Annotated in this window: 20 protein-coding genes; 13 read left to right on the top strand and 7 right to left on the bottom strand. The window is 74.3% G+C overall.

Annotated elements, in window-relative coordinates; genetic code table 11:
- Positions 1 to 52: 52 nt before the first annotated feature.
- Both L1885_RS02265 and L1885_RS02260 read left to right on the top strand, forming a co-directional pair.
- Positions 53 to 880 (top strand): alpha/beta fold hydrolase, encoded by an 828-nt coding sequence (locus L1885_RS02265; protein ID WP_235795229.1) that lies wholly within the window; start codon positions 53 to 55, stop codon positions 878 to 880.
- Positions 881 to 1037: 157 nt separating this feature from the next.
- Positions 1038 to 1553: an HAD domain-containing protein gene (locus L1885_RS02260; RefSeq protein WP_235795228.1), complete on the top strand. Its 516-nt coding sequence runs from the start codon at positions 1038 to 1040 to the stop codon at positions 1551 to 1553.
- A gap of 266 nt (positions 1554 to 1819) precedes the next feature.
- Here the strand turns inward: L1885_RS02260 and L1885_RS02255 are convergent, their stop codons facing one another.
- A complete protein-coding gene (locus tag L1885_RS02255) occupies positions 1820 to 2023 on the bottom strand; it encodes a hypothetical protein (RefSeq protein WP_235795227.1) in 204 nt (67 codons plus the stop codon).
- A gap of 231 nt (positions 2024 to 2254) precedes the next feature.
- Positions 2255 to 3013, bottom strand: a complete 759-nt coding sequence (locus L1885_RS02250; protein WP_235795226.1) for a phosphoglyceromutase — start codon at positions 3011 to 3013, stop codon at positions 2255 to 2257.
- Between the two features lie 310 nt (positions 3014 to 3323).
- Between L1885_RS02250 and L1885_RS02245 the strand changes: the two genes are divergently transcribed.
- Positions 3324 to 4862 (top strand): MDR family MFS transporter, encoded by a 1539-nt coding sequence (locus L1885_RS02245; protein ID WP_235795255.1) that lies wholly within the window; start codon positions 3324 to 3326, stop codon positions 4860 to 4862.
- A 40-nt stretch (positions 4863 to 4902) separates the two neighbouring features.
- Here L1885_RS02245 and L1885_RS02240 read toward each other — a convergent pair whose 3' ends face one another.
- Complete coding sequence (locus L1885_RS02240) at positions 4903 to 5271, bottom strand: DsrE family protein (protein ID WP_235795225.1); 369 nt, start codon at positions 5269 to 5271, stop codon at positions 4903 to 4905.
- A gap of 545 nt (positions 5272 to 5816) precedes the next feature.
- On the opposite strand from L1885_RS02240, the gene L1885_RS02235 reads away from it, so the two are divergent.
- From L1885_RS02235 to ygfZ, 6 genes are all read left to right on the top strand, one after another.
- Positions 5817 to 6473 carry a hypothetical protein gene (locus L1885_RS02235; protein WP_235795224.1) on the top strand — a complete coding sequence of 219 codons (657 nt, stop codon included), beginning with the start codon at positions 5817 to 5819 and terminating at the stop codon, positions 6471 to 6473.
- 74 nt (positions 6474 to 6547) lie between these two features.
- On the top strand, positions 6548 to 7360 hold the full coding sequence (locus tag L1885_RS02230; RefSeq protein ID WP_235795223.1) for a hypothetical protein: 813 nt from the start codon (positions 6548 to 6550) through the stop codon (positions 7358 to 7360).
- On the top strand, positions 7357 to 8376 hold the full coding sequence (locus L1885_RS02225) for a hypothetical protein (protein WP_235795222.1): 1020 nt from the start codon (positions 7357 to 7359) through the stop codon (positions 8374 to 8376). The genes L1885_RS02230 and L1885_RS02225 overlap by 4 nt, the downstream gene beginning before the upstream one ends.
- A gap of 405 nt (positions 8377 to 8781) precedes the next feature.
- Positions 8782 to 9369: a heme-binding beta-barrel domain-containing protein gene (locus L1885_RS02220; RefSeq protein ID WP_235795221.1), complete on the top strand. Its 588-nt coding sequence runs from the start codon at positions 8782 to 8784 to the stop codon at positions 9367 to 9369.
- 285 nt (positions 9370 to 9654) lie between these two features.
- Positions 9655 to 10110 carry a Fur family transcriptional regulator gene (locus L1885_RS02215; protein WP_235795220.1) on the top strand — a complete coding sequence of 152 codons (456 nt, stop codon included), beginning with the start codon at positions 9655 to 9657 and terminating at the stop codon, positions 10108 to 10110.
- Positions 10111 to 10388: 278 nt separating this feature from the next.
- The gene (gene ygfZ, locus L1885_RS02210) at positions 10389 to 11348 is read left to right on the top strand and encodes a CAF17-like 4Fe-4S cluster assembly/insertion protein YgfZ (RefSeq protein WP_235795254.1); all 960 of its coding nucleotides are present in this window, start codon (positions 10389 to 10391) and stop codon (positions 11346 to 11348) included.
- Between the two features lie 120 nt (positions 11349 to 11468).
- Here ygfZ and dtd read toward each other — a convergent pair whose 3' ends face one another.
- Positions 11469 to 11915 carry a D-aminoacyl-tRNA deacylase gene (gene dtd, locus L1885_RS02205; protein ID WP_235795219.1) on the bottom strand — a complete coding sequence of 149 codons (447 nt, stop codon included), beginning with the start codon at positions 11913 to 11915 and terminating at the stop codon, positions 11469 to 11471.
- Between the two features lie 330 nt (positions 11916 to 12245).
- Between dtd and L1885_RS02200 the strand changes: the two genes are divergently transcribed.
- The 3 genes from L1885_RS02200 (at position 12246) to L1885_RS02190 (ending at position 15536) form a co-directional block, all read left to right on the top strand.
- The gene (locus L1885_RS02200) at positions 12246 to 12968 is read left to right on the top strand and encodes an RsiG family protein (protein ID WP_372481841.1); all 723 of its coding nucleotides are present in this window, start codon (positions 12246 to 12248) and stop codon (positions 12966 to 12968) included.
- 95 nt (positions 12969 to 13063) lie between these two features.
- On the top strand, positions 13064 to 14080 hold the full coding sequence (locus L1885_RS02195; protein WP_235795218.1) for an asparaginase: 1017 nt from the start codon (positions 13064 to 13066) through the stop codon (positions 14078 to 14080).
- Between the two features lie 211 nt (positions 14081 to 14291).
- Entirely contained in the window at positions 14292 to 15536 is a 1245-nt protein-coding gene (locus L1885_RS02190) for a GNAT family N-acetyltransferase (RefSeq protein ID WP_235795217.1), read from the top strand.
- Positions 15537 to 15605: 69 nt separating this feature from the next.
- Here L1885_RS02190 and crcB read toward each other — a convergent pair whose 3' ends face one another.
- Genes crcB through L1885_RS02175 form a run of 3 tightly spaced genes read right to left on the bottom strand, consistent with a single transcriptional unit; the run spans position 15606 to position 16902 of the window.
- On the bottom strand, positions 15606 to 15974 hold the full coding sequence (crcB, locus tag L1885_RS02185; RefSeq protein ID WP_235795252.1) for a fluoride efflux transporter CrcB: 369 nt from the start codon (positions 15972 to 15974) through the stop codon (positions 15606 to 15608).
- On the bottom strand, positions 15974 to 16414 hold the full coding sequence (locus tag L1885_RS02180; RefSeq protein WP_235795216.1) for a DUF190 domain-containing protein: 441 nt from the start codon (positions 16412 to 16414) through the stop codon (positions 15974 to 15976). The genes crcB and L1885_RS02180 overlap by 1 nt, the downstream gene beginning before the upstream one ends.
- Positions 16411 to 16902 carry a fluoride efflux transporter FluC gene (locus tag L1885_RS02175; RefSeq protein WP_235795215.1) on the bottom strand — a complete coding sequence of 164 codons (492 nt, stop codon included), beginning with the start codon at positions 16900 to 16902 and terminating at the stop codon, positions 16411 to 16413. Before L1885_RS02175 ends, L1885_RS02180 begins: the two co-directional genes overlap by 4 nt.
- A 424-nt stretch (positions 16903 to 17326) precedes the next feature.
- Here L1885_RS02175 and L1885_RS02170 point away from each other — a divergent pair.
- The coding region (locus L1885_RS02170) for a TetR/AcrR family transcriptional regulator (protein ID WP_235795214.1) at positions 17327 to 17818 on the top strand (492 nt) is incomplete at its 3' end.

The raw sequence follows: 17818 nt of genomic DNA, 5'->3' as shown, positions 1-17818 counted from the left end.
CCGCACGACACCGGACGCGACGCGGACGGGACACGACCGAAGGGATCCGATCATGGCCATCTTCACGACCCGCGACAAGACGGACATCTTCTACAAAGACTGGGGCAGCGGGCAGCCCGTGGTCTTCAGCCACGGCTGGCCCCTGAACGGCGACGCGTGGGACGCACAGGCCAAGTTGATGGCCGACAACGGCTTCCGCGCCGTCGTGCACGACCGGCGCGGCCACGGACGGTCGAGCCAGACGTGGGGCGGCAACGACCTCACCACGTACGCCGACGACCTGGCGCAGCTGTTCGAGGCCCTCGACCTGCGGGACGCCATCATGGTCGGGCACTCGACGGGCGGCGGCGAGGTCGCGCGCTACATCGGCAACCACGGCACCTCCCGCGTCGCGAAGGCCGTGCTGCTCAGCGCCATCCCTCCGCTGATGCTCAAGACGGAGGCGAATCCGGACGGCCTGCCGATCGAGGTCTTCGACGAGATCCGGGCCGGGGTCGCCGGGGACAGGGCCCAGTTCTACGAGGACCTCAGCGCCCCGTTCTTCGGCGCCAACCGCGACGGCAACAAGGTCTCCCGGGGCGTCCGCGACGCCTTCTGGATGTGGAGCATGCAGGTGGGCATCCAGGGCTCCTACGAGTGCGTGAAGGCGTTCTCGGAGACCGACCTGACCGAGGACCTCAAGGCGTTCGACGTCCCGACGCTCATCATCCACGGCGACGACGACCAGATCGTGCCCATCGTGGCCGCCGGCAACAAGTCGTCGAAGATCGTCAAGGACAACACCTTCAAGGTGTACGAGGGTGCGCCTCACGGCATGTCCCTGGTGGACCCGTTCAAGGACAGGTTCAACGAGGACCTGCTGGCCTTCGCCAGGAGCTGAGTCCCACGGCGCGGGCCGGGATGTTCCCGCCCGCGCGGGCTCGGCACCTCCCGCCCGGCCGGGGCACGCGTCCACCGGGCGAGGCGCCCCCGATCCGCCCTCGCGCGGACCGGGGGCGTTCACGCGTCGTCGCAAGCCGACGGGCTATCGTGCCGCCGTGGCAAGCGTGGAGCGCCCTTTCCTCTTCCTCGACGTCGACGGTCCGCTGATTCCGTTCGGGTCGTCGACCGATCATCCGCAAGCCGCAGTAACCGAAGTCCCGGCACCCGTCGACCGCGGCAATCCGCTGCTTACGCGGCTCGACCCCGCCATGGGCCCCCGTCTCATGGCCTTGCGATGCCGTCTCGTGTGGGCCACGACCTGGATGGGCGCTGCGAACGACCTCGTCGCTCCACGCGTCGGACTGCCGAGCCTGCCCGTGCTGGACGGGCCCGACTCCGACATCGACGAAGGCCCACGCGGCCTGCACTGGAAGACCCGCCGCGTGGTCGAGTGGGCGGACGGCCGACCGTTCATCTGGGTCGACGACGAGATCACCGCCATCGACCGCTTCTGGGTCGATGCCACCCGCACAGGACCGTCGCTGCTTCATCGCGTCGACCCCGCCAAGGGCCTCACGGATGCCGACTTCTCAGCGCTCGCCGACTGGATCAGCGGCACCGCAGCCGGATGAACACTGCCGGGGAAGTCCGACGTGACCGCCATCGGATGGCTTCACCACCGACGAGAACGCTCGCCGCTGGTCGTAGCCGTCGCCTGCCGGCCGATGAGCAGCCGGGGGAGACAGACGGACACGGACCACTTGCGCGTCACATGAGCCTCGCCAGCTGAACGGCTCCGTCCCGAACTCCCGCGTGACGCAACCCCTCTTCCGTGCACCACCACGCCTCATCCAGGACGCGCTTGGCCCCAGCCGCCGCACTGCGGCGAGCGTCGGCCTCAACCGGCCGCAGTCCGGGCGCCGGTTCGCTTCCGTTGCCGCCTGCGCCTTCGCAGCGGTGCCGTCATCCACATCGTCAGTCCGACGAGGGTCAGGACCGCTGCTCCTCCGACGACGGTGGGAACGGCCGCCATGACGAAGAAGTCGAGCAGCAGCTCCGGCCACGTCGGCTCCGCGCCCATCGTGCTCCCGCCCTGTGTCATGAACGCTGTGACGCCGGCGGGGAGCGATCAGTTCCGATGCCCTGCACGACTCGGGCGCCACGAACGCCTCGGCGGTCGGGCAGGTACGTGCGCAGCGGGGCGCCTCGGCCCGCGGGGATCGCTGCTCGCTCCGGGAGGGTGGACGCCCCAGGCCCGGAGAGGGCCCGCCCCGGCAAAAAGCCCCCCGCCCAGGGAGAAACCGCGGGCAGGGGGCTCGTGCGTGGGCCGGTGCTACTTCTTGCCCTGGTTCTTCACGGCCTCGATCGCCGCGGCGGCGGCCGACGGGTCGAGGTAGGTGCCGCCCGGGGTGACGGGGCGGAAGTCGCTGTCCAGGTCGTAGACCAGCGGGATGCCCGTCGGGATGTTGAGCGCCGCGATGTCGGCGTCGGAGACGCCGTCGAGGTGCTTGACCAGGGCGCGCAGGCTGTTGCCGTGGGCGGCGACGAGCACGGTGTGGCCGGCCAGCAGGTCCGGGATGATCGAGTCGTACCAGTACGGCAGCATGCGGACGACGACGTCCTTGAGGCACTCCGTGCGCGGGCGCAGCTCGGTCGGGAGCGTGGCGTAGCGCGGGTCGTCGCTCTGCGAGAACTCGGTGCCGTCCTCGAGGACCGGCGGCGGGGTGTCGTACGAGCGGCGCCACAGCATGAACTGCTCCTCGCCGAACTCGGCGAGCGTCTGCGCCTTGTCCTTGCCCTGGAGCGCCCCGTAGTGGCGCTCGTTGAGGCGCCACGAGCGCCGGACCGGCAGCCAGTGGCGGTCCATGGCCTCCAGGGCGAGCTGCGAGGTGCGGATGGCGCGCTTGAGCACGGAGGTGTGCAGCACGTCGGGGGTCAGGCCCGCGTCCTTGATCAGCTCACCGCCGCGGACCGCCTCCTTCTCGCCCTTCGCGTTGAGGTTGACGTCCACCCAGCCGGTGAACAGGTTCTTCTCGTTCCACTCGCTCTCGCCGTGGCGGAGGAGGATCAGCTTGTACGGTGCGTCGGCCATGGCCCCGAGCCTAATCGACGCCTCCGCGCGCCCTCCGGGGCGGCCGGGGCCCGCGCACGGCTGCGGGGCGGCCGCACAGGGCCCGGCCCACCGGCCGGTGGACACCCGGTGACCAGGGGGTGACGGCGGGCCCGGCCGGGAATTGGGTGGCGGGCACCGGAGCCCGGTACGTAACATGCGCTTGACGCATCGGCCACTTACACAGGCCGCTTACACAGCTGCTGGGCGCGGGGTGGCCGGCGGACGGCCGTCCGGGCGCCGCCGCCGCACCACGCGCACACCCCGGGGGGAACCGTCCATGCCGTTCAGCCTGTCCACCGCCGGTGCCGGTCGGGCCGTCCGGGAGAGCGTCGCGGGCCTGCCGCGCGCCTTCTGGTGGCTGTGGACGAGCACCCTGGTCAACCGCCTCGGCGCGTTCGTGGCCACGTTCATGGCGCTCTACCTGACGGTGGAGCGCGGCTACTCCGCGTCGTACGCGGGTCTCGTCGCCTCGCTCTACGGGCTCGGCGGCGTCATCGCGTCGCTCGGCGGCGGTGTGCTCGCCGACCGGCTCGGCAGGCGTCCGACCATGCTCGTCGCCCAGTGCGCGACGGCCGCCTCGGTCGCGTTGCTCGGGCTGATGGCGAACCCGGTGGCGATCGCCGCCGTGGCGTGTCTCGTCGGGATGGCGTCCAGCGCCTCGCGCCCCGCGGTGCAGGCGATGATGGCGGACATCGTCCGGCCCGAGGACCGCGTGCGGGCCTTCTCCTTGAACTACTGGGCGATCAACCTGGGCTTCGCGGTGTCCTCGGCGCTCGCGGGCTTCGTCGCCCAGTACAGCTACCGTGCCGGGTTCTTCGGCGAGGCGGCGATGACGCTGCTGTGCGCGGTGGTGGTGTACACCAAGCTCCCCGAGTCGAGGCCGGGCGACGGTTCGGGCCCGGGCTCCGGCGCCCGGGCCCGCGACGGACGCGCAGGTACGGACAGGAGCAGGAGCGGAGGCGACGGCGGGGGCGTCCGGGCGGGCGGTGAGGCGCCGGTCAGCATGCTGAGCGTGGTGCGGGACGGGCGCTTCATGAGCGTGGTCGCGCTGTCGTTCGTGGTGGCGCTGATCTTCCAGCAGGGTTCGGTCGGCCTGCCGGTGGCCATGGGCGAGGCGGGCTTCACCAGCGCCGAGTTCGGCACCGCCATGGCGGCCAACGGCCTGCTGATCGTCGCCCTGCAGATCCCAGTGACGCGCTTCATCCAGCACCGGGACCCGCGCCGGCTCCTGGTGGTCTCGTCGCTGCTGGCGGGGTACGGCTTCGGCCTGACGATGTTCGCAGGATCGCTCGGGGTGTACGTCCTGACGGTGGTCGTGTGGACGCTGGCCGAGATCGTGAACGCGCCGACCCAGACCGGGCTGGTCGTACGGCTGTCCCCCGTCCAGGGCCGGGGTCGCTACCAGGGCATGTACTCGATGTCGTGGTCCGTGGCCGCACTCGTCGCGCCGCTCATGTCCGGGACGGTCCTGGACCGGTGGGGCGCCAGGTGGCTGTGGGGCGCGTGCGCGGTCCTGGGGACGCTCGCCGCGCTCGGCTACTGGCTCCTGATGCGCGGGCTGCCGCAGGAGGACGGGGTGGCGGCGGGCGGGCTGCTCGCGCGGAAGTCGCTCGCGGGTACGGGTTCGCCGGCCCCGGCCGCCCCCGTCGCGCGGGCCGAGTGCGCGGCGGCGCCGGTCGCGGCGACCGGACCAGCGCTCGCGGAGGCCGCGCATGCCGCGTCCGCGCACGCCGATTTCACGGACGCCGAGTTCACGGACGCGGAATCCGCGCTCGCCGAGTCCCCGGAGCCGGCGGCTGCTGCCGGCGAGGCGGGGACCGGAGCCTAGGTCCGCTGCCGCGCGCGCCGGCGGGCGGGGCCCGGGGCCGTCAGTACACCAGCGCCTGGACGCCGTCGGCCATGATCTCGCTGACGAAGAGCTGGGAGCCCGCGATCACCACGCCCTCCAGGACGTCGCCCTCGCCGATGTCCCGGCGGGCCGCGCACTGCGTGCACAGGGTGATCCGGCCCGTGGCCAGCACCGACTCGATCAGGTCGGGCAGCGGTGCCGCGTGCGGGAGTTCGAACTCGGCGGCCCGCCCCGGCAGCGCGAACCAGGCGGACTCCCCGGTCAGCCACAGCGAGACCTCGACCCCGCTCGCCGCGGCGACCGCGGCCACCGTGAACGCCTGCGAGCACCGTTCGGGCGCGTCCGCGCCGGCGGTCACCTTGATCACGAGCTTCTTCGCCGATTGCATGTCCGAACTGTAATCAAGGCCCGTGCAACCTCCGGTGCCGCCCGCTGGTCACCCGTGCGCGCGGATATTCGATGCCCGCGCTGCGCCTCCCGGGCAGGTCCGGGACCTCTGGAGGAACCGCTCCCGTGGAATCCGTGAACGACGTGCCCGATCCGGCACCGGGCACACCGCCCGAAGCCGCGGGCACACCGCCCGAAACGCCGGACGCAGCGCCCGGGCGACCGGACGGGACGACAGCGGGAACGCCCGCCGCACCGCCCGCGCCATCCGCGGCAGCGGCAGCCGGGGCGGCGCCCGAGCTGCCGGCTCCCGTCCCCGGCACCGGGCCCGACGGGGAACGGGCCGCCGGCACCGGACCCGACGAAGAGGGGGCGTCCGGGCCCGACGGGGAGCCGGAGTCCGAGCCCGACGAAGAGCGGGCGTCCGGGCCCGACGGGGAGTCTGAGTCCGGGCCCGACGGGGAGCGGGCGTCCCTGGCCGGGGCCGAGGCGGCTGCCCGGCGCGCGCGTCGGCGGCGCACGCTGTTCGTCGTCGCGTGTGCCGCCGTGCTGGGCATCGCGGGCGGCACGGCCGTCGGCTACGGCGTCCAGGCACGGCGTCCGCCCGTACCGGTCGGGACGCTGGCCCAGGCCGGGCTCACGGCCTCCGGCAGGTCGGCCGGCCCCGCCGTGCCGCTGCCGGTCGCCGAGGACGCGGGCGTGCCGACCGCGGGCGACCTGCGCAAGGTGCTGGTGCCGGTCCCCAAGGGGGCGAGGGCGCACCGCGTTGCCCCGGACGTCGACGGATGGCTGTCGCTGGACGGCTACGCGAGCCTGTACGACGCCTCCGGGAACGTGCAGAGCACCCTGTCGAAGTACCACTTCCGCCGTGCCGTGGACGAGCACTGGACGCAGGGCCGCCGGGCCGTCGACGTGGTCCTCATACAGGTGCAGCCCGGGACGGACCAGTACGCGGCCGAGATCGTCGACGACCTCAACGGGGGCCGGGACTCGTGGGCGGGCTCCGTCCCCGTCGCAGGCAGCACGAACGGCTTCTTCATCCGCAGCGACATACCGGCGGACCCGGGCCATCCGGATCTGCACCACGTCGCGGTCGTGGAGTCGCGCGGCGACACGGTCGCCGAGATGCACCTGTACGACCCGAAGACGATCAGCACCGCGGACGTCCAGGCGCTGGCCACCGAACAGATGGAGCGGTTGTGACGGCTGTGAACGACGAGCCCGCCCGGGGCGCCGGAGCGGAGAGACCCGAAGGCGCGGGCTCGCAAGGATCCGAAGTGGGACGGCCGCGGGGCACGGTGTCCCTGTGGCGGACGGTGCTGCCGGGCGTGCTGGTTCTCGCCCTGGCGGGCGGCGCCGCGGGCTACGCCGGGCATGTCGCGTCCCACGCGGACCGCACGGTGCCCACCGTCGTGTGGAAGGCCCCCACGAAGGCGGGCGCCCCCGACCCCGCCGCCGGGACCGGCGGCGGGCGCGACGACTCCCCGCTGGCCAAGGCGCTCCTGCCGGTGCCCGGCGACTGGGTCCTCGGCCCCGACATCCCCGGCCTGGGCAACGACGCCGTCCTGAACAAGCGCCAGGCCACGGCCTACCTCGACCACATCACCGCGTCCCTGCCCGGTGGTGGCCGCGGCGCCCGGGTCGACGACACGGGCATCGAGTCGATGGCGCTGCGCTCGTACAACGACCTCTACGGCGGCATCCTGCAGATGCGGATCGTCCAGTACGCGAACACCACCGCGGCGCGCACCGCCTCCTCGGCGGACCGGCTCTTCGCGGAGGAGGCGGGGGACGACCACGTCAAGATCCCCCACCACCCGAGCGGAGCGGTCTGCGCGAGCGCGCGCGAAACGGGTCCGGGCGACGCATCCTCCGACGACGCGGGCGACTCGGGCGACTTCGGCGACTCGGGCGACTCGGGCGACAACTTCGAGGACAGCGGGCTCCTGCGGGTCTTCTGCACGTCCCTCCACGGCGACCTGACCGTCAGCCTCGTCGACGTCGCGCCGGGCGACAGCGACCCCTCGGGCGCCGCCTCCCTGTTCGCCCAGCAACTCGATCGACTCTCCACCACCGGGAAGGCCGCATGAGCACGGAAGGCACGACCCCGAGCGCGCCCGACGGACGGGAGCCGGTGGCTGCCGCGACTCCGCCGGACCCGGCCACCCCGGCGGCCTCGGCCACCCCGGCGGACCCGGCCACCCCGCCGGACCCGGTCACCTCAGCGGCCACGCCGGCCCCGGCCGTCCCGGCGGCACCCCCGGGCGCCGCGGCCTCCATGGCCCCGGACGACTCCGTGGCCGCCGCGGGCCCCGGGAACACCCCCGGCCCATGGGCCCCCCGCGGCTGGCGGCGCGCCGTGCGCTGGGGCGTGGCCGCGGCCGTGTTCCTCGGGCTCGGTGCCGGGACCGCGTACGGGGTCACGTCCGTCCCGCGCGACCGGGTGCCGGGCCTCGCGACGCGCTCCGACGGGCGCTGGGACTTCCCCGCGCTGTCGCTGCCCGCCCTGCCCGCGGGGAAGCCGCGGCCCTTCGGCTCGTGGACGGGAACGGCGGACAACCCCGGCGAGATCCACTTCGCCGATCTGCGCCGCCTCGTCCTGCCGGCCCCCGCGGGCGTCACCGGGGACCGGTCCCTGGACGGCGGCTGGGTCCCCGCGGACCGCTTCGCCGCCCAGTACCCGTCCGAGGAACGCTCGACGCTGCTGGAGCACCTGGCGGACGACGGACTGCGGCACGTCGCCGCCCGCGGCTGGACCGCGCCCGACGGGACGTCGCTGCAGATCTACGCGGCGCAGTTCCAGTCCGCCGGGAACATGCTGGCGTTCCTCCAGGACGAGCTGGGCCCCGGGCTGGACGCCGGACTCGCACCCGACGGGGTCACCACGACCGCGCTCGACGAGCGCTGGCCGGGCAACATCACGATCAGCGGCACCCGCACGGACGTCTACCGGCAGGAGCCGCCGTACACCGGCACGCACGCCCGGATGGCCTACATCGAGGCCGGGGACACCCTGGCCCTCGTCGTGGAGCGGCGCAAGGGCGCGGACGCGCCGGAGGTGCCGTTCCACCAGACGGTGATCCTCCAGCAGCAACTGCTGGGCTGAGGCGGCGCAGGGGGGACGACGGCCGGACCGGGGCCGCGGCGGAGGCGTGCCCTCGCGGACGCCGCTCCCCCGGACGCCGCTCCCCGGTGCCGCTCCCCCGGAGCCCGGCCGTTCCTCCCCCGGACGCCGCTCCCCCGGACGCCGCTCCCGCGGGACCTCGGGAGGAACGGCCGGGCGCCACCCACTAGGCTGGGGGTCGGCCCACGCCACCTTCGTCGTTCCGCTCATCCGAGGAGCACCCCGTGCTTGAGGACTTCTTCACCTCCCTGCTCGCCCTGGTCTGCGTCGCGGTGCTCGCCTTCGTCGCGCTCACCGTCAAGAAGCTCTACCAGGGCCAGCGCTGAGGCCGTCGGCCCCAGGCCACCGGCACGTTCACGCACGCCCCCGAGGAACGCTGAGTCGCTCATGATCGAGATCCCGTCCGACCTCCACCCGGACCTGGTCCCCCTGGCCTTTCTGCTCGGCCGCTGGGAAGGCGCCGGAGTCTTCGACTTCCCCGGCGACGAGAAGGCCAACTTCGGGCAGGAAGCCGTCTTCACGCACGACGGCAGGGACTTCATCGAGTACGTCTCGCACACGTGGGCGCTCGACACCGAGGGCAACAAGACCCGCCCCATCGAGACCGAGTCCGGTTTCTGGCGCATCGGCAAGGACCGCAAGGTCGAGGTCGTGATGGTCCGCGACCAGGGCATCGTCGAGGTCTGGTACGGGGAGCTCGCCGACCAGAAGCCGCAGATCGACCTGGCCACGGACGCCGTCGCGCGCACCGCCGCCTCCGGGCCGTACAGCGGCGGCAAGCGGCTGTACGGGTACGTGAAGGGCGACCTGATGTGGGTCGGCGAGAAGTCCACGCCGGACGTGCCGCTGCGCCCGTACATGTCCGCGCACCTGAAGAAGGTCGCGTCCTCCGTCACGGTCACCCCCGAGCAGGTGGAGGACTGGGCGAAGGACCTGGGCGACCTGCCTGACGACGGCATCACCTTCTTCAAGTAGGCCCCTCGTCCGCTGCTTCGAGCGGGCCCCGCCTCCGCTTCGTCGAGCAGGCCCGGCGCCCGCTTCGTCAACCGCGCGCTCCGCACCCGTTCCCGGACGGCACCCGCAAGGGGCCCGCGCGGCACCGGCACGGCTCTCCGCCCCGGCCCGCGGCACTCTTCGCGCAGGCCACCGGGCCCTGAGGCCGGGGCCGTGCCTGCCCGGGCGGGATCCACGGTCCTTCGCGGAGAGCACCGCCGCGTCCGCGGGCGTTCCGTCCGTCGCCGCGGTGCCTACACTGGGTGCGTGGTGAGCACCGACTGGAAGAGCGACCTGCGCCGGCGCGGCTACCGGCTGACGCCACAGCGGCAGCTCGTGCTGGAGGCCGTCGACGCGCTGGAGCACGCGACGCCCGAGGACATCCTCTGCGAGGTGCGCAGGACCGCGTCCGGCGTGAACATCTCCACCGTGTACCGGACGCTGGAGCTGCTGGAGGAGCTGGGGCTCGTCTCGCACGCCCACATCGGGCACGGCGCCCCCAAGTACCACCTGGCGGGCCGCGACCACCACATCCATCTGGTCTGCCGCGACTGCAAGAACGTGATCGAGACCGACGTCGAGATCGCCGGGGACTTCGCCGCCGCGCTCCAGGACCGCTTCGGCTTCACGACCGACATGAAGCACTTCGCGATCTTCGGCCGGTGCCAGGACTGCACCCGGTCCGCCGCGGACGCCGCGGACGCCGGCACCGGCGCCTCCTGATCACCGGCGGCGCCCTGCCCGCCGCCGGACGCAACGTGCGGGAGTCCGGCGCGCCGTGCGGGAGTCCGGCGCGCCGTGCGGGAGTCCCGGCGCACCGCGCGGGAGTCCACGGGTGGCACGCGGCGCCGGGCACGCCCCCTGAGGGTCGTACGCTGAAACGTATGGAGCCTTCGACGTCCGCCGCAGCCGCTTCCGGCAGCCAGTCCTCCCCGTCCTCCGCCCCCTCCCCCGACGCCTCGGCGGCGCCCGGTGGCGCGGCCCCGGCGCCCGTGAGCCCGCTGCTCGCCACGCCGGGCGCCGTCGCCGGAGAGGGGGCCGACGAGCAGGTCGCCGCCCACTACGGCGACCTGTTCCGGGAGCAGCGCGCCCTCGCGGACGGCAGCGGCCTGGTGGACCTGTCGCACCGCGGCGTGGTCACCGTCACCGGCGGCGACCGGCTCGCCTGGCTGCATCTGCTGCTGAGCCAGCACGTCAGCGAGCTGCCCGCGCACCGCGCGACGGAGGCGCTCGTCCTGTCCGCGCACGGGCACGTCGAGCACGCGCTGTACCTGGTGGACGACGGCTCGACGACGTGGATCCACGTGGAGCCCGGTACGCAGGGCGAGTTGATCGCGTACCTGGAGTCCATGAAGTTCTTCTACCGCGTCGAGGTCGCCGACCGCACCGCCGACATCGCCCTGGTGCACCTGCCGGCGGGCTCCATCGCGGAACCCCCCGCGGACGCGGCCGTCCGGGAGACCCCGTACGGGCGGGACGTGTTCCTGCCGCGCGGCGACCTGGAGTCGTACGCCGCGGCGCACGGCCCCCTCGCGGGCGTGCTCGCGTACGAGGCCCTGCGGGTCGAGGAGCACCGGCCGCGGCTGGGCTTCGAGACCGACCACCGGACCATCCCGCACGAGGTCGGCTGGATCGGCAGCGCCGTCCACCTCGACAAGGGCTGCTACCGCGGGCAGGAGACCGTCGCCCGCGTCCAGAACCTGGGCAAGCCCCCGCGCCGCCTCGTCTTCCTGCACCTCGACGGCAGCGAGGTGCACCTGCCGCCGCACGGGACGCCCGTGCGCCTGGCGCCGGGCCCGGACGGGGCGGAGGGCCGGCAGGTCGGCTTCGTCACGACGTCGGCCCGCCACCACGAGCTGGGGCCCATCGCCCTCGCCCTGGTGAAGCGCAACGTGCCCGTGGACGCGCCGCTGCTGGCCGGGGACACCGCGGCGGCCCAGGAGACCGTCGTCGAGCCCTGAGCCGACCGGACCCGGATCCGGCGGACCGGGTGGGCCGGGAGACAGGCCGAAGCCGGAGTGCACAGGTCGGAACGAGGGCAACGAGGGCAGGGCCCCGGGGCCGAACGTACGGTCCCGGGCTCAGATGTCGAGCAGCACCGTGAACGGGCCGTCGTTCGTCAGCGAGACCCGCATGTGCGCGCCGAAGCTGCCCGTGTGCACCGTCGCACCCAGGGCCCGCAGCCGCGAGACGACCTCGTCGACGAGCGGCTCGGCGACGGGGCCGGGCGCGGCGGCGTTCCAGGTGGGGCGCCGCCCCTTGCGGGCGTCGCCGTACAGGGTGAACTGCGAGATCACCAGGAGCGGCGCGTCCGTCTCCGAGCAGGACTTCTCGCCGTCGAGCATGCGGATCGACCAGAGCTTCGCGGCCAGCCGGGCCGCCTTCTCCTTCGTGTCGTCGTGGGTCACCCCCACCAGCACGCACAGTCCCTCACCCGTGATCTCCCCGACCGTCTCCGGCTCGGATCCGGACACCCCGGACACCACGGACACGCTCGCACCGTCGACCCGCTGCACCACCGCTCGCATGCGCACCAACCTACCGGGGGCCGAACGGGTGCAGATCGCCCGCACGGCCGGTGGCAGGGATGGCACCATGCAGACAGGCGGTCGCGCACCGCGCCGAGGAGGCGACGGTACGTGACCGGTCGAGGGACGGGGGGTCTCGCATGGGGGTTCCCCCGGGCTGAGTGAGGGGCAGCACGCGCAATGAGCACATCTGGAGCCGACCGGACCGGGCAGGCCGACCGGACCGGAGGGGGCGACCGGGCCGGGCAGGCCGGGGACGCCGGGCGGGGCGTACGGTCCGGGCGGAGCGGACGGACCGGGCCGGGCGGGGCGCCACCCGGGCCGGCGGCCGTGCCCGCCGCCCGCACGACGAGCGGCACCGGCCTGGCGGCCGGGGAGACGGCGGCCCCGGATCCCGGTCCCGACCCCGGGCCGGCGCTGCCGGGGCAGCGGCCCTACGACCTCACCCGGCTGCTCCTGCCCGAACTGCGCGCCCTGCGCCGGGACTCGCAGCGCGACGAGGCGGACCTGAGCTACCTGCGGCGGCTGCTCCAGGGCCGCATCGACATCCTGCGGGACGAGTTGTCGCGCCGCGGCGGGCACGGCCCGGGAGCCGCGGCCGGCGCCGATCCCGCGGCGGCGGCGGAAGACTGTCCACAGCCTGTGGACAAGGCCGCCGCCGACGCGGGGACCCCGACCGGAGCCGAGCCCCTCACGCCGGGCCGCGCGCACCCCGGCGGTCCCGCCACCGCGTCCATGGTCGGGCGGCTGGCGGAGATCCTCTCCGACGCCCCGTCGCGGCACCGCACCTCGGCCCGGCACGTCACGCTGTCGACCCCGCGGGGCGCCGAGTGCCGCCGGCTGGCCGCCGAGACGCTGGCCGAGGTCGAACTGTCCGACCTGGCCGCCCGCACGGACGACGAACTGCATGCGGCCATGCGCCGATTCGTCCGCAACGAGCAGCAGATCTCGCGGCGGCGCCACCAGCTGCAACGCACGGTGGACGGCTGCAGCGCCGAGATCGCCCGCAGGTACCGTGAGGGGGAAGCGCAGGTGGACGACCTGCTCACCTGAGCGGTACCGGCGCATGCGGTACGCGGCCGACGCGGGCCCACGAGGCCCTCGGCCGCGCCCTGCCGCAGGCGCCTCGACGTGGAAAGGCCGACGAGATGACCAACGAACCCGGAGCCCCCGCGCCCTCCCCGGCGCCGTCCGCACCGAACGCACCGCACGGGGGCCCCGCGTCCGTTGTGCCGGTCCTCGCGGAGGTCGTACGGTCCGGGTTCGTGGAGGGCCACCACCGCGGCTCGCTGGTGCTGCTCGCGGCCGACGGCAGCGTCGAGTTCACGCTCGGCGACCCGGACGTGCCGGTCTTCCCCCGCTCCAGCAACAAGCCGATGCAGGCCGCGGCGGTGCTGCGGGCCGGTCTGGACCTCAGCGGCGAGCGGCTGGCGCTGGCCGCGGCCAGCCACTCCGGCGAGGACTTCCACCTGGATCTCGTGCGGACGATGCTCACGGAGCAGGGGCTGACCGAGGCCGACCTGGGCACGCCCCCGGACCTCCCCGTCGACAAGGAGGAGGCCCGCCGCTACCTGGCCGCCGGCCGGGAGCCCAGCAAGATCGCGATGAACTGCTCGGGCAAGCACACGGCGATGCTCGGCGCCTGCCGCCACAACGGCTGGCCCACGGCCTCGTACCTCGATCCCGAGCACCCGCTGCAGAAGCTCGTGCGGACGGTGATCGAGGAGACCTCGGGCGAACCCGTCACGGCGGTCGGCACCGACGGCTGCGGCGCCCCGCTGATGGCCATCAGCCTCACCGGCCTCGCACGCGCCTTCCGCCACTTCGTGCTGGCGGAGCCGGGCACGCCCGAGCGCCGGGTGGCCGACGCGATGCGCGCGCACCCCGAGTACGTGGCGGGCACGCGGCGCGCCGACACCTGGCTGATGGCGGGCCTCCCGGGCACGCTGTCCAAGACCGGCGCCGAGGCGGTCCAGGCGGTGGCGCTGGAGGACGGCAGGGCGCTGGCCCTCAAGATCGACGACGGGAACGCGCGCGCGGTCGGCCCGGTCATGGCGCGGGCGCTGGAACTCCTCGGCGTGAAGGCGGACGTGGTGGAGCGGATCGCCAAGTCGCCGGTGCTGGGCGGCGGCGCGGAGGTCGGCGGGGTCCGGGCCACGTTCTGACGCCCACGCAAAAAAGCGACCCGGGCGGCGTGCCCGGTGGCGCCGGGGGCCGCGGGAACCGGCGGCTGCCGGGCGTGGGGGGCCGGTGCCGGGCACTCCGGGTGCGCGCGGCGGCGGCCGTGCGCACCGGCCGCCGCCAGGCCTCCCGCCTGCGGTTCGCCGCCGAACAAAGTCGGTGCGCGGCACCGGGTGCAGCGCCTAGCGTGACGCCATGAGCGCCGAGGTTCGTACCACCACCGAGACCGAGTTCGCCGACTGGCTGCGCGCCGTGAACACGGGCTTCCTCAACTCCGCACCCCCCAAGCCCGAGGAGGTCGCGGCCCGGCTGGCCGGGACCGATCTCCGGCGCACCTGGGGCGCGTTCGACGGGGGGCGGTGCGTCGCGACGTACCGCTCCTTCTCCCAGGAGCTGACCGTCCCCGGCGGCGCGGTCGTCGCGGCCGACGCGGTCTCCGCCGTCACGGTCACGCCCAGCCACCGCGGGCAGGGCCTCCTCCGCCGCATGATCACCACGGACCTCGGCGAGGCCAGGGACCGCGGCGAGGTGGTCGCGAACCTCGTCGCCGCCGAGTACGGCATCTACGGCAGGTTCGGCTTCGGGCGGGCCAGCCGCACCGCGCGGTGGACGATCGACGTGCCGCGCACCGGGCTCGACCGGCGGCGCTGGACGCCGCCCGAGGAGGGCGGCCGGATCGAGCTGATCGACGGCGCCGAACTGCGCAAGGAGGGCCCGGAGTTCCACGACCGGTGGCGGGTCCTCCAGCCGGGCGCGATCGACCGCGACGAGCGCTGGTGGCGCGTCAACACGGGCGCCGAGGAGTCGGGCACCCCGTTCACGGAGCCGTTCCACGCGGTGTACCGCTCCCCGGAGGGCCGGGTCGAGGGCCTCGCCACGTACACGGTCGAAGGCAAGTGGAACGACGGCAAGCAGCCCGCGAACATCGTCTCCGTGCGGCGGCTGACCGCGACGTCGCCCGCGGTGGAGGGCGCCCTGTGGCGCTTCCTGTGCTCCCTCGACTGGGTCGTCGAGGTCACCGCGGGGCAGCGCTCGCCCGACGACCTGCTCCCGTACTACCTGCCCGACCCGCGCGCCGCCCGCCTCGTCGGTACCGCGGACTACCTGTGGGTGCGTGTCCTCGACACCGTCCGGGCCCTGGAGGCGCGGACGTACGGGGTGCCCGGCACGCTCGTCCTCGACGTGCGCGACGACGCGGGCGTCGCGTCCGGCAGGTACGTCCTGGAGTCGACGCCCGACGGCGCCTCGTGCGCCCCGACGAGCCGCGCCGCCGACCTCGTGCTGGGCGCGGGCGCGCTCGGCTCGCTCTACCTGGGCGACGAGACCCCGACCCGGCTCGCCGCGCTCGGCGTGCTCACGGAGGAACGGCCGGGCGCCCTCGCCCGCGCGGAGGCGCTCTTCCACACGCCGCGCCGCCCGTGGTGCCCGGACATGTTCTGACCCGCGGCGCCCGCGCTGCCCGCCGGTGCGCCGGCGGGCAGCGGCCGGCGGGCGGCGGGCGCATCCCGGCTACAGGGACTGGGCGAGGGTGAAGCCGACGAAGACGGCGCCGAGTCCCGCCACGACGGAGGCGACGACATTGGCGGCGGCGAAGAACCTCGCGCCGCTCTCCGCGAGACGCAGCGTCTCGAAGGAGAACGTCGAATAGGTGGTGAGGGCGCCGCACAGGCCGGTCCCCAGCAGCACCTGCAGATGGTGGCCGGTGGCACCGGACATGGTCGCGCCGGCGAGCACGCCCAGGATGAAGGATCCGGCCACGTTGACGCTGAAGGTGCCCCAGGGGAAGACGGTGTCGTGCCGGGCCTGGACCGCACGGTCGGTGAGGTAGCGCAGGGGCGCGCCCACCGCGCCCCCCACGATCACCAGGACCAGGTCGATCACCGCCCGTCCTCCCCCGGCCCGCCGGACCCCGCCCCGCCGGTCCCCGCCCCCTCGGATCCTGCTCCGCCGGTCCCCGCCCCCTCGGAGCCTGCCCCGCCAGTTCTGGCCCCGTCGAAGTGGACGACCCGCACGGGCTCCAGGGTGATCAGACCCTCGATGCCGAGTTCCTCCAACTGCGGCAGGAAGGCGTGGATGCGCTCCTCGACGTCGACGAGCACCACGGCGACGGGGAGGTCGTCCGACATGGACAGCAGCCGCGCGGTGTGGACGACCTGCCGGCCCCCGAAGCCCTCCATCCCGTGGAAGATCGAGGCGCCCGCCAGCCCCGCCCGGTGGGCGCGGTGCACGATCTCGCTGCAGATCGGCCTGTGGTGCCAGGTGTCGGTGTCGTCGACCAGGACGGTCAGGCGCATCGCCTGCTGCGTACGCGCTGTCATGATTCCCTCCGATGGGCCAGGAGTCGGCGGGTGGTCCAGGCGCCGGCGGTCACCGCTGCCATGGCGGCCGCGACGGTCGCCACGATGTAGACGAGCCCTGTCGCCGGGTGGCCGCTGTCGGCGAGGCGCTTGAAGTCCACGCAGAAGGTGGAGAAGGTGGTGAACCCCCCGAGCACGCCCGTGCCGAAGAAGGGCCGCAGCAGGGGGTGGGCGGTGAAGATCTCGGTGACGGCGACCAGGAAGACGCCGATCACCAGGCAGCCCACGACGTTCACGACGAACGTCGTCAGCGGGAAGGCCCCCACTGGTGTGGGCCATATGAGCGACGCCTCGTAGCGGGCGACCGTCCCCAGCGCACCGCCCGCCGCGATCACCGCGAGCAGGCCGTACTGCGAGCGCCGCTGCTCACGGCGCTGCCGGCCGTGGGAAAGGCCGACATCGGGGTCCATGGGCTCGGGGGCCTGGGCCAGCGAATTGTCGGAACTCATACGTCTCCCTACACGTGTGTCTTCCGCCGGTGCGCCGAAGGCGCCACGGACGGGCCGGGTCACGAGTAGGGACCGTTGGCGGCAGCGGATGCCGCGGTTCTGGTACGGCGGGCCCCACCGCCGCGCGACGGCCCACGGGGCAGTCGCAAGGCCTTCAGGTTACACGCCGCGACCTGCACTCCGCCGCCGCGCGGAGGGCACCCCGCGACGGCGCGCGGCACGTCGTCCGGCGACCGGGCGGCCCCGCGTCCGGCGACCGGGCGGCCCCGTATCCGGCGGCCCGGCGGTGGTGCGGTACGGCGCTGGTGCGGTACGGCGGGCGCCACACGGAGAAGCACGCCGGCCCGGGCGCGGACCCGGCCGCGTGTGCGTGCGCCCGGGCCGCGCCGGGGCGGGGCGTCCCGGGCTGCGTACCCTTCCCCGCATGGGGCAGGACGGATTGCGCGAGCGCAAGAAGCGGAAGCGGCACCAGGAGATCTCGGACGCGGCCGTCGCGCTGTTCACCGAGCGGGGCTTCGACGGCGTGTCCGTCGCGGAGATCGCGGCGGCGGTCGACATCTCGAAGCCGACGCTGTTCCGGTACTTCCCCACGAAGGAGGACCTGGTCCTGCACCGGTTCGCGGACCACGAGGACGAGGCGGCGCGCGTGGTGCGGGCGGGGGCGGCGCGCGGCGCGGACCCCCTCGACGCACTGCTGGCGCACCTGCTGGACGGCCTGGAGCGGCACGACCCGGTGACCGGGCTCAGCGACCACCCGGCGGTCCTCGCCTACCAGCGGCTCCTGTACGGCACGCCGGCCCTGGCGGCCGGCATGCAGGCGTACCAGCAGCGCAGCGAGGCGGCGCTGGCCGAGGCGCTGGCCCAGGTGGGCGTGACGGCGCGCGCCGCGGCCCCGGCCCCCGCGGCGGACGCCCCC

This window comes from Streptomyces fuscigenes (assembly GCF_021556455.1).
Lineage (GTDB): Bacteria > Actinomycetota > Actinomycetes > Streptomycetales > Streptomycetaceae > Streptomyces > Streptomyces fuscigenes.
This window is presented reverse-complemented; position numbering and strand designations above follow the sequence as displayed.

What these genes read in the sequence shown, in the direction of transcription:
- L1885_RS02240 (WP_235795225.1), bottom strand. Translation starts at nt 5,271, where the DNA reads ATGCAATCGGCGAAGAAGCTCGTGATCAAGGTGACCGCCGGCGCGGAC.
- L1885_RS02180 (WP_235795216.1), bottom strand. Translation starts at nt 16,414, where the DNA reads ATGACAGCGCGTACGCAGCAGGCGATGCGCCTGACCGTCCTGGTCGAC.
- L1885_RS02175 (WP_235795215.1), bottom strand. Translation starts at nt 16,902, where the DNA reads ATGAGTTCCGACAATTCGCTGGCCCAGGCCCCCGAGCCCATGGACCCC.
- dtd (WP_235795219.1), bottom strand. Translation starts at nt 11,915, where the DNA reads ATGCGAGCGGTGGTGCAGCGGGTCGACGGTGCGAGCGTGTCCGTGGTG.
- L1885_RS02195 (WP_235795218.1), top strand. Translation starts at nt 13,064, where the DNA reads ATGACCAACGAACCCGGAGCCCCCGCGCCCTCCCCGGCGCCGTCCGCA.
- L1885_RS02220 (WP_235795221.1), top strand. Translation starts at nt 8,782, where the DNA reads ATGATCGAGATCCCGTCCGACCTCCACCCGGACCTGGTCCCCCTGGCC.
- L1885_RS02265 (WP_235795229.1), top strand. Translation starts at nt 53, where the DNA reads ATGGCCATCTTCACGACCCGCGACAAGACGGACATCTTCTACAAAGAC.
- L1885_RS02255 (WP_235795227.1), bottom strand. Translation starts at nt 2,023, where the DNA reads ATGACACAGGGCGGGAGCACGATGGGCGCGGAGCCGACGTGGCCGGAG.
- L1885_RS02250 (WP_235795226.1), bottom strand. Translation starts at nt 3,013, where the DNA reads ATGGCCGACGCACCGTACAAGCTGATCCTCCTCCGCCACGGCGAGAGC.
- L1885_RS02225 (WP_235795222.1), top strand. Translation starts at nt 7,357, where the DNA reads ATGAGCACGGAAGGCACGACCCCGAGCGCGCCCGACGGACGGGAGCCG.
- L1885_RS02190 (WP_235795217.1), top strand. Translation starts at nt 14,292, where the DNA reads ATGAGCGCCGAGGTTCGTACCACCACCGAGACCGAGTTCGCCGACTGG.